Source organism: Methylobacterium soli, from assembly GCF_008806385.1.
Taxonomy (GTDB): Bacteria; Pseudomonadota; Alphaproteobacteria; order Rhizobiales; family Beijerinckiaceae; genus Methylobacterium; species Methylobacterium soli.
On record NZ_VZZK01000022.1, the window covers coordinates 35,133 to 49,452 of the forward strand.

At 71.9% G+C, this 14,320-nt stretch carries 13 protein-coding genes, 1 tRNA gene and 2 pseudogenes; 7 read left to right on the forward strand and 9 right to left on the reverse strand.

Going from position 1 to position 14,320, the window contains the following annotated elements; genetic code table 11:
• Nucleotides 1-46: 46 nt before the first annotated feature.
• Nucleotides 47-289, reverse strand: a pseudogene (locus F6X53_RS32505) (helix-turn-helix domain-containing protein); the annotation flags it as partial.
• Nucleotides 290-558: 269 nt separating this feature from the next.
• A tRNA-Glu gene (locus F6X53_RS19440) sits at nucleotides 559-634 on the reverse strand.
• Nucleotides 635-784: 150 nt separating this feature from the next.
• Here F6X53_RS19440 and rlmB point away from each other — a divergent pair.
• Nucleotides 785-1,624, forward strand: a complete 840-nt coding sequence (rlmB, locus tag F6X53_RS19445) for a 23S rRNA (guanosine(2251)-2'-O)-methyltransferase RlmB (RefSeq protein ID WP_151001849.1) — start codon at nucleotides 785-787, stop codon at nucleotides 1,622-1,624.
• Here rlmB and F6X53_RS19450 read toward each other — a convergent pair whose 3' ends face one another.
• Nucleotides 1,625-3,181: a CYTH and CHAD domain-containing protein gene (locus F6X53_RS19450; RefSeq protein WP_151001850.1), complete on the reverse strand. Its 1,557-nt coding sequence runs from the start codon at nucleotides 3,179-3,181 to the stop codon at nucleotides 1,625-1,627.
• Between the two features lie 348 nt (nucleotides 3,182-3,529).
• Between F6X53_RS19450 and selB the strand changes: the two genes are divergently transcribed.
• Entirely contained in the window at nucleotides 3,530-5,476 is a 1,947-nt protein-coding gene (gene selB / locus F6X53_RS19455; protein ID WP_151001851.1) for a selenocysteine-specific translation elongation factor, read from the forward strand.
• Between the two features lie 185 nt (nucleotides 5,477-5,661).
• Nucleotides 5,662-5,949 (forward strand): annotated as a pseudogene (locus tag F6X53_RS19460) (GntR family transcriptional regulator); the annotation flags it as partial.
• Between the two features lie 76 nt (nucleotides 5,950-6,025).
• On the opposite strand, the gene F6X53_RS19465 reads toward F6X53_RS19460, so the two are convergent.
• Nucleotides 6,026-7,882, reverse strand: coding sequence for a cytochrome C oxidase Cbb3 (locus F6X53_RS19465; RefSeq protein WP_151001853.1), 1,857 nt, complete (start codon nucleotides 7,880-7,882; stop codon nucleotides 6,026-6,028).
• Between the two features lie 183 nt (nucleotides 7,883-8,065).
• Between F6X53_RS19465 and F6X53_RS19470 the strand changes: the two genes are divergently transcribed.
• Nucleotides 8,066-8,536, forward strand: coding sequence for a cupredoxin domain-containing protein (locus F6X53_RS19470; protein WP_151001854.1), 471 nt, complete (start codon nucleotides 8,066-8,068; stop codon nucleotides 8,534-8,536).
• A gap of 73 nt (nucleotides 8,537-8,609) precedes the next feature.
• Entirely contained in the window at nucleotides 8,610-9,485 is an 876-nt protein-coding gene (locus F6X53_RS19475) for an SDR family oxidoreductase (protein ID WP_151001855.1), read from the forward strand.
• Nucleotides 9,486-9,561: 76 nt separating this feature from the next.
• Here the strand turns inward: F6X53_RS19475 and F6X53_RS19480 are convergent, their stop codons facing one another.
• A complete protein-coding gene (locus tag F6X53_RS19480) occupies nucleotides 9,562-9,825 on the reverse strand; it encodes a hypothetical protein (protein ID WP_151001856.1) in 264 nt (87 codons plus the stop codon).
• Nucleotides 9,826-10,213: 388 nt separating this feature from the next.
• On the opposite strand from F6X53_RS19480, the gene F6X53_RS19485 reads away from it, so the two are divergent.
• A complete protein-coding gene (locus tag F6X53_RS19485) occupies nucleotides 10,214-11,041 on the forward strand; it encodes an SGNH/GDSL hydrolase family protein (RefSeq protein ID WP_151001857.1) in 828 nt (275 codons plus the stop codon).
• 194 nt (nucleotides 11,042-11,235) lie between these two features.
• On the opposite strand, the gene F6X53_RS19490 is transcribed toward F6X53_RS19485, so the two are convergent.
• From F6X53_RS19490 to F6X53_RS19500, 3 genes are all read right to left on the reverse strand, one after another.
• Nucleotides 11,236-11,553, reverse strand: coding sequence for a hypothetical protein (locus F6X53_RS19490; RefSeq protein WP_151001858.1), 318 nt, complete (start codon nucleotides 11,551-11,553; stop codon nucleotides 11,236-11,238).
• Between the two features lie 73 nt (nucleotides 11,554-11,626).
• Entirely contained in the window at nucleotides 11,627-11,833 is a 207-nt protein-coding gene (locus F6X53_RS19495; protein WP_238295986.1) for a hypothetical protein, read from the reverse strand.
• 75 nt (nucleotides 11,834-11,908) lie between these two features.
• Nucleotides 11,909-12,256 carry a DUF2171 domain-containing protein gene (locus tag F6X53_RS19500; protein ID WP_151001859.1) on the reverse strand — a complete coding sequence of 116 codons (348 nt, stop codon included), beginning with the start codon at nucleotides 12,254-12,256 and terminating at the stop codon, nucleotides 11,909-11,911.
• Between the two features lie 357 nt (nucleotides 12,257-12,613).
• Here F6X53_RS19500 and F6X53_RS19505 point away from each other — a divergent pair, with 357 nt between their 5' ends.
• Nucleotides 12,614-13,597 carry an SDR family oxidoreductase gene (locus F6X53_RS19505; protein WP_151001860.1) on the forward strand — a complete coding sequence of 328 codons (984 nt, stop codon included), beginning with the start codon at nucleotides 12,614-12,616 and terminating at the stop codon, nucleotides 13,595-13,597.
• 25 nt (nucleotides 13,598-13,622) lie between these two features.
• Here the strand turns inward: F6X53_RS19505 and urtE are convergent, their stop codons facing one another.
• Nucleotides 13,623-14,318: an urea ABC transporter ATP-binding subunit UrtE gene (gene urtE / locus F6X53_RS19510; protein WP_151001861.1), complete on the reverse strand. Its 696-nt coding sequence runs from the start codon at nucleotides 14,316-14,318 to the stop codon at nucleotides 13,623-13,625.
• Nucleotides 14,319-14,320 lie beyond the last annotated feature (2 nt).

Below are 14,320 nucleotides of genomic sequence, written 5' to 3' on the forward strand. Positions count from 1 at the left end.
CATGAACAGCCCCGGCCGGGAGCTTCGCCGAAGCCACGACGACGAGACGGAGGTTTTCGTGCAGCAGGCCCTCGACGCCCGCCTCGCCGTAGCGCCGCTGCCAGCGCCATACGGCTGGGCGGCTGACGCCCGCTCGCCGGGCGACGTCTTGGACGCTCAGGCGCTCGGCTGAGAGCAGGACGATACGAGCGCGCTGGATGTGCTTGAGCGGGCGGGAGCGGTCGCTGGCGATTGCAGCCAGCCGCGCCGCGTCGGTTATATCGAGGAGCACACATACCGTCTGAGCCATCGCCCGGACTCGCATGCCTCACCACGCACGTGAATCCTCCGTCCGCGTCAGTGCACTAGGGGCTAGTCACAGGTGCAGCCACGCCTGCCGCTTGTCGTCCTGCGATATCGGGATGCCGACGAGAACACGAAGCGGGTTCGTCCAGACGCGACGGACAGGCACTCACGGCGTGTTTAGTCTGGCAACGAATTCGACAACGAAAGCCTTCGAAAAGATCGTGTACCGCTGCCAGATCGCACCTAACTCATTAATTATATGAAGGAAGCGAGTGGCGCGCCCTACGGGAATCGAACCCGTGTTTTCGCCGTGAAAGGGCGACGTCCTGGACCGCTAGACGAAGGGCGCGTGCTGGAGCGAGGCGTTCTATAATCGGCTTGGCCTGGGAGGGCAACGGGGGGCGTGCGACTTGACGTGCGGGGCCGGGGCCGGTTTGTCGCAGGCTCGACATTCGATGCGGGCGGCCCCGGGCCGCGTCCGCCATGGGACCTGTGCAGCATGACGACCCGACGCGACGGCCCTGGCGGCCCCGGATCCGGACGAGGCCCGGGAGGCTTCAGGAAACCGGGCGGCCCTCCGCGCGGGCCGCAGCGGCGCGGCGGGCCGCCCACCGGCCCGCGCGGCGGGCCGGACGATCCGGTGGTGCTCTATGGCTGGCATCCAGTCGCGCAGGCGCTCGCCAACGCGGAGCGGCGGCTGCACCGGCTTCTCGCCACGGAGAACGCGGTCGCGCGGCTCACCGAGGAGCTCGGCCCGCTGCGCATCGAGCCGGAACTCGTGCGCCCGAGCGCCATCAACGCACTGCTCGGGCCCGATGCGGTGCATCAGGGGCTCTACCTAGAGGCCGACCCGCTCCCCGCCCCCGATCTCGACGATCTCCCGGCGGAGGCGCTGCTGCTGGCCCTCGACCAGATCACCGATCCCCACAATGTCGGGGCGATCGTGCGCACGGCGGCCGCCTTCGGGGTTGCCGGCATCCTCACCACGGCGCGGCACTCGCCCAGTGCCACCGGGGTCATGGCGAAATCCGCCTCCGGCGGCCTGGAGCACGTGCCGCTGATCGTGGTGCGCAACCTCGCGGAGGCCCTGATCGAGCTCGGGGCGCGGGGCTTCACCCGGATCGGGCTCGATTCCGAGGCCGAGACCGCCCTCGATACGGTCGGCCCGCGGCGCCCTGCCGTGATCGTGCTCGGGGCGGAGGGCAAGGGCCTGCGCCAGCGCACCCGCGAGTGCTGCGACGTGCTGGCCCGGATCGCCTTCACGGGGGAGATCCGCAGCCTCAACGTCTCGAACGCGGCCGCCATCACGCTCTACGCGCTGCGGCAGCCGAGCACCTGATCAGCGCCAGAACGGCCGCACGTCGATCAGGGCCTCGTGCGCCGCGGCGGCGGCCGCCAGGAGCTTGTCCGCGTGGGCCTCGCCGTCGGCAGCGGTGAGGCCCGCCGCGAACAGGGCCGGGCCGGTCGCCGGGACGCCGTTCACGGAGCCGGCCTCCGGATCGGCAAGGCCCGCCATGACCGCGTGGGCGGTGGCGAGGTCGTTCAGGGCGCCGAGATGGTCCTGCAGGTCCGAGAGCGCGCCCGCGAAGGCCTTCTGACGCTTGCGGGCCTTCTTCTCCGGATAGAGCGAGGCGAAGAAATCCGCGCCGTAGCGCAGCTTCTTGGCCGCGATTCGGACCTTGTGGCGCGCCTCCGGATCAAGCTTGCGCAGGTGCCGGCCGCGCTTCTTGACGCGGCGCCGGAAGCGTTCGAGCACGTCCGCCGCGAAGGCGCGGGCGGGCGCGTCCCGCTGCGCAGGCCCGTCCGCCCCGAGCCAGGGGCCGGTCTCGATCCAGGTCACGAGATCGAGGACGAGGCTGCGCCAGGCGGGCGAGGCCAGCGTCGCCAGCACGGCCTCGTGGGCCTTGTCGCGCTCGGCCACGAGGCGCTCGCGCAGGTCGTGCAGGCCCGGCTCGTCGGGGCGCCGCGCCATCTCGGCCGGCAGGGTCGTCTCGAGGAAAACGTCGAGGTTGCGCGCCCGCCCGAAGGGCTCCGTCACCCGCTTGATCTCGTCGGCGAGGCTTCCCGCCCGCGGATCCTGCGCGAAGATCGGCTTGAACAGCGTGAAGGCCGAGCGCAGACGGCGCAGGGCGACCCGGATCTGATGCAGGGCCTCGGGCTCGCGCCCGGCCAGGAACACCGCCTCGTTGAGGCGCAGGTGGCGCAAGCAGGCCTGCGCGATGCGCCGGAAGCTCTCGGCGGCCGTGGCCGATTCGGGCAGCGCCACGGGGGCCGCCTTGCTCGGGCGGCGCAGCGTCCCGTCGACCAGGGCGAAGCCGCGCTCGCTCTTGGCGAGGGCTCCGAGGCGCAAGGGGATCGTCTCGGCGAGCGCCTGGGCAAGGGCGAAGAGGTCGGCCGGGTCACCCTCCGCGAGTTCCAGCTCCAGCTCGCACAGGGGCACGTCGCCCGCCGGCGTCTCGACGCGGCCCTCGTCGAGGGTCGCGGTGATCCGCGCCGCCCCGTGCCGGACCCGGCGTTCCGTGCGCATCACCACGGTGGTGAACTGCGCCACCAGCGCGGGGGATTTCGCGTCGTCGAGGATGTTGGCGATGGGGGTGTCCGCGAAGGCGCCGGGCTCCGGCGCGTCGCCCGCGATGTCGCTCTCCCACTCGGGCCGGTCGAACAGGCCGGCGCCCGAGGCGGCCGCCTTGACGGTCTGGATGCGGCGCGCGCCCTTCTGGCGCACGCGCAGCGTCAGACCGGCCTTTCGCAGGTCGCCGTCGGCCGTGTCGTAGTAGGTGGAGGTGGTGGGCTCGGCCGCCTCCCCCTCCCCGCGCAGGAGCGGATGCGTGGCCAGGGCGGCGAGGTCCGGCCCGTCGCATTCCAGCTTCAACTCGATCTCGCGCGGGGCGCTCATTCTGATCCGTCCGTTTGCAGGCACATGGTCCGGCCCAACGCGCCTGCCCTACGCTGGTGCCGCCGCGCCGCGGGCATTCTGCCACGCTTGGGCCCGCTCCGCACGCGACCGCGCCTGCGCGCGCTCTGCCGCGATCCCCGTTCGGATCCGGCAACGGCGTTGCGTGCAAAATCGGGTTGCCCGCAACTTATCCGTGATGAATACGGGATCGACGGCTCCGGACTGCACGCGTTCGGCGGCGCGGACCAGACCCTCCCTTCACGGGGCGTTCGCCTCCACCAGGATTTTGCATCCACCGGGACCTTGCATCCACCAGGATTTTGCATCCACCATGACGGTGACACCACGATGAAGACGCTGCTTGTGGGCGTGATCGGTCATGTCGACCACGGCAAGACCGCGCTCGTGCGGGCTCTGACCGGGGTCGAGACGGATCGCCTGAAGGAGGAGCGGGAACGGGGCGTCTCGATCGTTCCGGGCTTCGCATTGCTGCGCACGACCCACCGGGACGCGCCCGCCGAGATCGATCTCGTCGACCTGCCGGGTCACGAGCGCTTCGTCCGGGCCATGATCTCCGGGGCGACCGGGATGGGGGCCGTGCTCCTGGCGATCGATGCCCGCGAGGGCATCAAGCCCCAGACCGTCGAGCACCTGGAGATCGCCCGGCTGATCGGTGTGCGCCGCGGCGTGGTCGCGCTGACGAAATGCGACCTCCTCCCCCCCGGTGCCGTCGGCGCCCGGGTGGCGGAGATCTCCGGGGCGATCGCCCGATCGGGCCTCGACGCGCCCGTGATCGCCACCGCGATCCCCCCCGATCAGGATCCGGCCGGCCGCGGCATCGAGGCTCTCCGCGGGGCGCTGACGGACCTCCTCGAGGAGGCCCCTGCGCCGGTCGATGACGGCTTTCCCTACCTGCCCGTCGATCGGATCTTCACCCGGGCGGGTTTCGGCACCATCGTCACCGGCACCCTGCGCCGCGGCACCCTCCGGGTGGGCGACACGGTCGAGATCGTGCCCGGCGGGCTCACGGCCAGCGTGCGCAGCCTGCAGATCCACGGCCGGTCCGTCACCCGGGCGGAGCCGGGGCGGCGCACCGCCGTGGCCCTGCGCGGCCTCGGCACCGGGGCGCTGGAGCGCGGGCAGGCACTCTGCGCACCGGGGCTCCTGGGGACGAATGGCTGGCTCGACGTGGCGCTGACCGCCGTCGCGAGCGCCGGGGCGCCGCTGCCCGGCGGGCTCGCCTGCCGGCTGCTGTTCGGGACGACGGAGGCGCCGGCCCGGCTGCGGCTCCTGGACCGGGACGCGCTGGAACCCGGCGACACGGCCCTCGCCCAGATCCGCACGGAGGCGGAGATCGCCGTGCCCGCGCGCGAGCCTTTCCTCCTGCGGCTCGATTCGCCCGCCATCACCGTGGCGGGGGGCCGGATCCTCGATCCCGCGAGCCGGCGGCGCCGCCGTCACGACGGCGCCGTGATCGCCCGGCTCGCCGCGATGGCGATCGGAGGGCCAACCGAGATCCTGACGGCGCGCCTGGCCGAGAGCGGGGCCGCGGGCGAGAGCCTGATCGACCTCGCGCGCCGCCTCGGCTGCGCGCCCGAGCGCGTCCGGGAGCGCCTCGCCGAGATCGGCGCGCGGGAGATCGGCGAGCGCTTCGTCGGCGCGCCGGCCCTGGCGGAGCTCGGCGAACGGATCCTGGCGCACCTGGCGCGCCACCACCGGGACCACCCGATGGAGCACGGGCTCGCTCCGGAACGGCTCGTGCGGAGCCTCGGCCCCGGCGAGGCCGTGCTCGCCGCCGCCCTGCGTGACCTCGTGGCCAACCGCACGGTGGTGCAGGCCGGCGCCCTCTACCGGCGGGCGGATTTCGACCCGGCCCGGAACGAGACCGAGATCGTGCGCGCGCTGGAGAGTCTGTTCCGCCGGGCCGAGCTGTCGCCGCCCGACGAGAGCGAGGCGGTCGGGCGCGACCCCCGCCGGCGCGAGGCCCTCGCTTACCTGATCGGGGCCGGCACCGTGATCCGGGCGGTGGACCGGGTCCAGAAGCGCGCGATCCTGTTCCACCGGGACGCCGTCGCGGCCGCCAGGGTCCGGCTCGCCGCGGCGTTCCCGCGGGCCACGGCACCGGAGGCGGGCTTCCTCGCCCGCGAGGCCGGCGGCGCACTCAACATCTCGCGCAAATTCTCGATTCCGCTCCTGGAACATCTCGATGCCGTCGGCTTCACCCGCCGCGTCGGGGATCGTCGGATCATCGCGGGCGCCCCGGCCGACGAATCGGGGACGGATCCGGCTCCCTGAGCGGGGCGGCCCCTGGGCGCGGCAGGAACCCGCCGCAGGAACCCGCCGCGCGAACCGGCATCGGCTCCCGGCGGTCCGGCAACCCGGATCGGCCCAGGGCCAGGGCCAGGGCGAGGGGCGGCACGGCCGTTGCTCCCCGGTCCATGCGCGATGGACCGTATCAGGACTGGCCGGGCACGATCTCGATGGCAGCACCCTCCCTTCCCCGTCCCGCGGGCTCGGCCGGCCAGGCCTGGACGCCGGACCTGCGGCTCTGGGGCAAGCCGCATTACCGCGCCATCGTGGAGGCGCTGGCCGATGACATCGGCGCCGGGCGCCTGCCCGTGGCGGCGCGGCTGCCGCCGCAACGGGTGCTGGCGGCGCGGCTCGGCCTCCACTTCACCACCGTGGCCCGGGGCTACGGCGAGGCGCAGCGCCGGGGCCTGATCGAGTCGCGGGTCGGCCAAGGCACCTTCGTGTGCGACCCCGCCCGGCGGCACCCGTCGGCGCCGGCCTGAACCTGGCGCCGGAGCCCGAGACCCGCTTGGCCGGTCGGGGCCGGGCGCGCCCTTATTCCCGCGGCGCGTCCAGTGACAGCAGGTATCGGACCAGGGCCTCCTGTTCGTCCGGGGTGACACCGGCGCCCGCATCGGCCCAGTAGGTGTGGCCTTCGCCGGTGACGCGGGCTTTGACAGCGCGGGGCAGCGCGCGGTTGGCGGCGACGACGCGGGCGCGAAGATCCCGATCGACGAGGGCCCGCAGGCTCTCCGCGGGGTCGGCCTGGAAGGCCGGGTCGAGGAGCGGTGCGATGCCGGGCCGATGCTCCGGACCGGGTCCGACGGCGACGCCGCCATCGTGCAGATAGGGGGCGGATTGGCCGAGCCCGATCAGGTTGGGCACCTTGTAGCCCCCCGGCGTGCCGGCATGGGCCCAGGCAAGCTGCACCTGCGCCCGCTGCGCGCCCTCGAGGGGCACCGGCACGGGGCGGGTTCCGGCGGGCACCGGGAAGGGCGTGCCCGGGGCGAATGCCTCCGGAGGCGCGAGGCTCGCCTCTGTCCGCGCGAAGGAGCGTGCGCGTGAGGGCTCCGTGCCGATCTCCGGCGCCGGGATCACCCGGTGATCGGTATAGGCCGGCCCCGCGTGGCAGCCGGCGCAGCCCGCCCGCTCGAACACCGCCCGGCCCAGGGCCAGGATCTCGGCCAAGTTCTCCTGGGGCGCCGGGTGGGCGGGGGCCCACAGGCTGTTCTGGAAGGCCGACATGGCGTCGTTGGCGTAACCCACGGGCTCGCCCGGCGCGCTCGCCACGAGACCGTTGGTGGTGACGTAATTGGCGCTCGGCGCGCTCGGGAGCACGGCGTAGCTGTTGAGGCCCGGCGCGTCCGGCGTCGGATCGGCGGCCTTCAGGACCTGCGAGGGCGTCTTGTTGCCCTTCGGATCGAAGCGGAAGCTCGGCGAGGGCGCCCGCTGCAGGAGCGTGCCGAGATAGACGTCCGGGTCGAGGCCGAACAGCGCGAGCGCGGCGTCGGCCTGGGCGGTGGTGTCGGAATTCAGCGCGTGCACGTTGTTGTTCAGGGCCGAGAGGCCCCGATAGGGCCCGAGCGCCGCGTGCCCGCTCCAGCCATAGGGATGGCCCTCGGCGGTGAAGCTCGACGGGATCGAGGTCGGGTTGGTGACGAGGTCCGGCGAGGAATCGAAGCTGCCGGGGGGCCAGCTCGCCGCCTCGACCTTGGCGGCGGCCTCGAGCGCGTCCGGATCAGGCAGGCGCTGCCGCCCGCCCTCCCGGGTCCGGACCGTCCGCTCGGGATCGGTCCGGAACGGGTCGAGGGAGGGCGTCGAGCCGTGCATGTAATAGGCGGTGGTGTTGGCCGCCAACGCCATCATCAGCCCGACATTGAGGTCGCGGTTCGGCGCGCCCTCCACCACTTTGCCGCTCTGCGGGTCGAACGCCGCATGGCAGAGCGCGCAGGTGATGCCCATGCGCACGTGCCCGCGGTCATAGCTGGTCCGGATGCCGAGCGGAAACAGGCTGCCGCGCGCGACGTCGAGGCCGGTCGCGATGAGCTCGCCCGGCTGGTAGGTCCGGTCGCCGATCGTGACCGGGCGGGCGATGCGCACCTGCAGGTTCGTGGTGCCCCGCCCCGCCAGCAGCGTCAGGGCGCGGGAGACCTCGTAGAGGCTCAAGCCCCCGTCCAGCATGCCCATGACGTCGGTGAGAAAGACCTCGTTGCCGAAGGTCTCCCGGTAGAAGGCCTCGCGACCGCGCCGGAACAAGGCGTCGTCGTCGGGCGCCGCGCCGGCCCGCGCCGGGCGGGCGAGATCGGCCTCGCCGGGCATCGGCGCGTGGCTGAACCGGGCAAGGCCCGCGACCGCGCCACCGGCGAGGATCAGGATGCCGGCGGCGGCGAGGAGGGGGCGGGACCAGCCCATGCGATGCGGAACGCTCCGTGTGCGGGGAATGCCCGGCACAACACGGTGGCGGCCCGGATGGTTCACCCCGCCGGCTTCGCTCCGATCGATCCTCAGGGCGACCGCCTGCCGCGTGCCGGAACATCGCGGGCCCGGGCCGGTAGTCCCGGTACGGACGATCCCATCACGGAGACGGAGCCCACCATGATTTCAGCCCCCCTGCGCGGCGCCCTCGCGGCTGCGCTGATCCTGTCAGCGCCCCTCGCCGCCTCCGGCGCTTGGGCCGAGGAGAAGCCCTCCGCCCCCGCGAAGGCCGGCGACACGCTGCCGCCCGTCGAGCTCACCATCGACATGCAGGATGGCAAGCCTCGCTGCAGCCCGGCCGAGCTGCGCCTGCCGGCCGAGACCAACGTGGCGCTGCAGATCGTCAACCACGCCGACCGGCCGATCACCCTGACGGCACCGGGCCAGTTCGAGAACCGCTACGTGCTCCACGCCGACGGCGACCTCGTCCACGTGATGAGCAATGCCGGCTACCTGGTGAAGCAGGGCGGCCGGGGCGTCCTCAAGCTGAAGACGATGGCCGAGGGACAATATCCCTATGCCTGCACCAGCGTGCAGAACCAGGACGCCCCCTTCAAGGGCACGCTGGTCCTCGCCCCGCCCGCCGGCTGAGGCGCGCCCGCGCGCGGGCCGGCCCGACGGCCGAAACCACAGCCAGATGATGTCAGTTGAGGAGTGATTCCCGATGGCGAGCTTTCCCAAGTCGCCCTTCCCCAAGCCGCCCTTCGACCGCCAGAAGCCCCAGGATCCTCCGGGCCGCGACGCCGACATGGATCCGCGCCCGGATTACGGCGAGGCGAGCTACAAGGGCTCCGGCCGGCTCGCGGACCGCAAGGCGATCATCACGGGGGGCGACAGCGGCATCGGCAAGGCGGTGGCCCTCGCCTTCGCGCGCGAGGGCGCCGACGTGCTGGTGAGCTACTACGACGAGCACGAGGATGCCCGCGAGACCTGCCGCCTCGTCGAGGAGGCGGGCCGCCAGGCGATCGCGATGCCGGGCGACATCAAGGACCCGACCCATTGCCGCGCCCTCGCGGAGCGGGCCGCTGAGGCCTTCGGGCGCATCGACATCCTGGTCAACAACGCCGCTCACCAGAAAACCTTCGAGAGTCTCGAGGAGATCAGCGACGCGGAGTGGGAGGTGACCTTTGCGACGAACATCCACGCGATGTTCTATCTCACCAAGGCGGCGCTGCCGCACATGCGGGCGGGCGCCTCGATCATCAACACCACCTCGGTCAATGCCGACACGCCGAGCCCGCAGCTCCTCGCCTACGCCACCACCAAGGGGGCGATCCAGAACTTCACCGGCGGGCTCGCGCAGATCCTGGCGGAGCGCGACATCCGAGTGAACTGCGTCGCGCCCGGCCCGATCTGGACGCCGCTGATCCCCTCGACCATGCCGATGGAGAAGGTGAAGAATTTCGGCGCGCAGGTGCCGATGAAGCGCCCCGGGCAGCCCTGCGAACTCGCTCCCGTCTACGTGATGCTGGCGAGCCCCGAATCGAGCTACGTCTCGGGCGCGACCGTGGCGGTGACGGGCGGCAAGCCGTTCATCTGACGACGAGGGTTGGCAAAGCCCGCCGGCAGCCCCGGGGATCGGTCGAGTCCGAAGGAGGCCGGCGCGCGATCCCCCCTCAGGCTGCCGCGGAATCAGGCAACCGCATCCGGGCCGTGCGCAGGCTGTGGAACAGGTAGAAACCCGTCAGGGCCGTTGCGGCCTGGGCCGCCTGCGGCTTGAAGTCCGGCGGCGCATCGCCGGCCTGCGCGATCACGCCCTTGAACATCCAGCCCGCGACGAAGCCCGGCACCGCTTGATCCTGGCGCACGGCGCAGCACAGGCCGCCCTCCTGATCCTGGGCGAACAGGCTGTAGGAGACGAAGGGCGCCGCATCAGGCATGGAATCATCCTCGCTCGACCGATCCTCGAGACGGGGGCGAGGATCGGTCACATCACGGACATCGACGGCGGGGCGCGATCCGCGTCGCGCAGGATCCGCCGGATCCTGCGCGCTGCCGTGTTTGCCCGTATCGACCTGGGGGCCCACGCAAGCTTCCGGCCAAGTTGCAATCCGACGGCGCGACGGGCATGCGGATGAGGGGTCAGGCGATGGCGGCGGATCTCGGGGCGGCCTCGGGCAGCCCTGATTACGGCCGCGCTGCCATGATACTGAATTTTGTGTTACGAACTTCCGCCGCATTCAAGTGACATTGCGAGGGGGATCTTCCCGAACGGTCCGTAGAACCGGTACAAGAAGATCCCTTCCCGGGTTTCCGATGATCGACCTGATGACCTCTGCCGCCTCGGTCCGCGCCCGCGTGAAGCCCCTTCGGTCCCTGCTGCGCGGGGCGTCCCTGCTCGTCGGCCTCCTGATCCTCCCGAGTGCCGTCCTTGCCTACGCGGACCTGCTGCCCGACAGGCTCGACATCCAGACGCTCTGGTCAGACGCCCCCCAGGCCGAGCTGCCCCACGTGGCCCACCAGCTCAACCACGGCGAGGCCCTGCGGATCGTGGCGTTCGGCTCGTCCTCCACGGAGGGCATCGGCGCCAGCACGCCGGCCGCCGCCTACCCGCCACGCCTCGAGGCCGCCCTCAAGCGCGCCCTGCCCCAATTCGCCGGCCAGGTGACGGTACTGAATCGCGGCATCGGCGGCGAGCATGTCGACGACATGCTCCGCCGCCTCGACCGCGACGTGATCGATGCCAAGCCGCATCTCGTGATCTGGCAGACCGGCAGCAACGACCCCCTGCGCGGCGTGCCCCTAGACCATTTCCGGGCCGTGACCACGGCGGCCATCCAGCGCATGCAGGAAGCCGGCATCGACGTGATCCTGATGGAGCCGCAATGGTGCCCGAAGCTCGACGCGACGCCCGGCGCCTACCGCTTCCGTGACGTCGTCCGGGAGATCGGGGATGCGCTCGATGTCCCGGTGATCCGCCGCTCGGACCTGATGCAGGAATGGATCGCCGAGGCCCGGCTCACCCGCAAGGAACTGTTCTCGGCGGACGGCCTCCACATGGCCGATGCGGGCTACGCCCTCCTGGCCCGCGCCGCCGCCGACGAGATCCTGCGCGACGCCCTGCCCGAGACGGTGGCGACCGCCTCCGCCGATTGAGGCCTGACGGAATTGTCCTGCGCGGTCCTGCGCGCGGGATGCCCGATGGTTGCCTTTCACCCGACATCCCCGAGGTGAGGCCGCGACCCTGGCGCAAGGCCGGCCGCGGCGCTCCTGGCCGTGAGCAGGCTGGCCCGTGAGCAGGCCGGCCCGATCCGTCCGGGTCCGGCCTCCCACAGGATCATTGAGGCGGCTCAGTCGCGCTTCCGGCTCGCGAGGCTGCTCGTGTCGCCGGAGCGGGTCATCGGCACGCCGAGGCCGCTGGTGTTGCCATCGCGCCCCTCCTCCTCCTGATCCGGGAAGTCGCGCCGGGCGCCCACATGGTCGTGGTACTGTTCCGTCTGCACATGCCGGCTGTCGAGGCCGCGCTCGTCGCTGTGCCGGGACTTGTCGCGATTGCTGAGCACCCGGTTCTCGGGGAGGATGCCCTCCGGCAGTTCCGTCATCGCACCGGTGCCGTCGCCTTTGCCCTGCGTGCCGGGCCCCATGCTGTGCTTGTCGGCCTTTGCCATCTGTCGCTTCTCCTGAATCGTCTTCCGAATCGTCTTGCTTGCGTCGGTCGGCGGCTTGCTCTGCGCGCGCCCGTCAGGCTCCCGCGTCCCGGCGGGGCTTTATCACGGCATCGAGGGGGTTGGGCCGTCCCTCGGCCGAGGGCCCGTCATCCCCGACCTCGCGCCGGTCGAGGCTCGATCCGCCGGACCCGTAGCCCGCCGAATCGCCGAAATCACGTTCCGGGCGCGTGGGGCGTGGCTCGGGGGTCGGGCCCGTTTCGCCTTGTCGGTTCTGCATCATCGCCTGTCTCCGTGCTCCGTCTGCATGGTGAGGGTGTGGCTGGGTCCGGTCCCTTCGTTCGGTCCCTTGGTCCGATCACTTGGTCCGGTCGCCGCCCGGGCGGCCCGCCGGATTCCACTGCGAGAACGCCTCGTCGGCGCTCTTCGTCAGGGTCACGCGTCCGTCCACCGCGCCGACCCAGGCCACCGGGATGGCGTGATGCTGGCCCTGTGCCGCCGGGTCGTTCTTGGTCAGCGCGATGGTGTCGCCCTTCACCGCGTCGACGGTGCCCACATGGCGGCCGTCGACGCCCACCACCTCCATGTGCTCCTTGATGCGCGCGGCGTCCGCGTCCGGCGTGGTCTGGGCCCGGGACGGCAGCCCGGAGGCGGTCAGGGCAGTGAGCGTGAGGGCGGCAAGGGCGAGGCGCGGCAGGCGCGTCATCGGTAATCTCCTGCAATCCGGAATGAACCCGCCGGGCGGGGTGCGAGACCAGCCGGGGCAGGCCGGCCTGAACGTGCAGCACCAACGTCGAAGAGCATATCGGGTTTCAGCTTGGCCGCAGGATGCGCAACGGCAACCGGGTGCCCGATTGATCTATAATAACAATTCGAATTTCTCAGGATGATGGAGGAAACTTGACGGTAAATGTCTCAGGAACATCGCCGAAAGAGGCGGGGTTGCGTCATCGCAGGGCTCAGGAGACATGCCGATGCCGTTCATCATCTTTCCGGCGGTTGCGTTTCAGGGGGGCAGCCTGAGCTGCGTCGCCGCTGCCGCACGCGCCTGCGGGGGCCCGGCATGAACGATCTCCGCGACGCCGTCGTGGTGGTCACCGGCGCCTCGAGCGGGATCGGCCGGGCGACCGCCCTCGCCTTCGCGCGCCACGGCGCCCGCCTCGCCCTGGCGGCCCGCCGCGTCGAAGCCCTGGAGGAGGTCGCGGGTCTGTGCCGGTCGCGGGGGGCGGAGGCCATCGTGGTCTCGACCGACGTCACCGACCCACGGGCCGTGGAGCGATTGGCGACCCGGGCCGAGGAGGCGTTCGGGCGCATCGACATCTGGATCAACAATGCCGGGACCGGGGTCTTCGGACCGTATCAGGACGCACCCCTCGACCTCCATCGCCGCACCGTCGAGATCAACCTGCTCGGCGGCATGTACGGGGCCTATGCGGCCCTGCCGCGCTTCCTCGGGCAGGGGCACGGCACGCTCATCACCAACATCTCGCTCGGCGGCTGGGCGCCCGCTCCGTTCGCGGCGGCCTATACGGCGAGCAAATTCGGCCTGCGCGGCTTCACCGCGAGCCTGCGGCAGGAATTGCGGCGCCACCCCGACATCCATGTCTGCTCGGTCTTCCCCGCCATGGTGGACACGCCGGGGCTGGAGCACGGCGCCAACGTCTCGGGCCGTCGGATCGACACCGGCCCCCTCGTCTATGCGCCGGAGGACGTCTCCGAGACCTTCGTGCACCTGGCCCGCCATCCCCACGACGAGGTCGCGGTCGGCTGGCCGGCCCGGGCCGCGCAGGCGGCCTACGCCCTGGCGCCGGGCCCGACCGAGCACATCATGGGGATCGCGATCCACCGCATGCTCGACCGCGCCCGCCCGGCCCGGCAGAGCTACGGGGCGATCCGCCAGCCCCTCTCGGACCGGCCGCGCATCAGCGGCGGCTGGCGCCGGCGCCACGGCGTCCCCTCGGCCCGGATCCTCAGCCTCGCCGGCGCGGCCCTGCTCGGCGGCGCGACGCTGCTGGCGCTGGGGGCGCGGGCCAAGCGGCAGCATTGAGGCGCGGCGCCTGATCCTGCGCGCCCTACACCGAGAGCCACTTGCGCACCTCGCTCTCGACCATCCCGGAACGCGGGCCGGCTTCGACGACCTGGCCGCGATCCATCACCGCGTAGGCGTCGCAGAGGTCGCGGGCCCACTCGAAATACTGCTCGACCAGCACGATCGCCATCTCGCCCTTGCTCCGCAGGTAGGTGATGGCGCGGCCGATATCCTTGATGATCGAGGGCTGGATGCCCTCGGTCGGCTCGTCGAGGACGAGGAGGCGCGGGCGCGTCACCAGCGCGCGCCCGATGGCGAGCTGCTGCTGCTGGCCGCCCGAGAGGTCGCCGCCGCGCCGGTGCAGCATGTCCTTCAGCACCGGGAAGAGGTCGTAGATCTCGCCCGGCACGTAGCGGTCCGCCCGCCGGCACGGGGCGAAGCCGGTCTCGAGATTTTCCTTGACGGTCAGCAGCGGGAAGATCTCCCGGCCCTGCGGCACGAAGGCGACCCCCGAGCGCGCCCGGTCATAGGGCGCGAGCCGCGAGATGTCCTGATCACCGAGCCTGATTGCGCCCTTCGAGATCGGCTGCTGGCCGACGATGGCCCGCATCAGCGAGGTCTTGCCGACGCCGTTGCGGCCGAGAACCGCCGTGACCTGACCGATCTCGGCGGTGAGCGAGACGCCGCGCAGCGCCTTGGCGGCGCCGTAATGGAGATCGATGCCCTCGACGTTCAGCATGA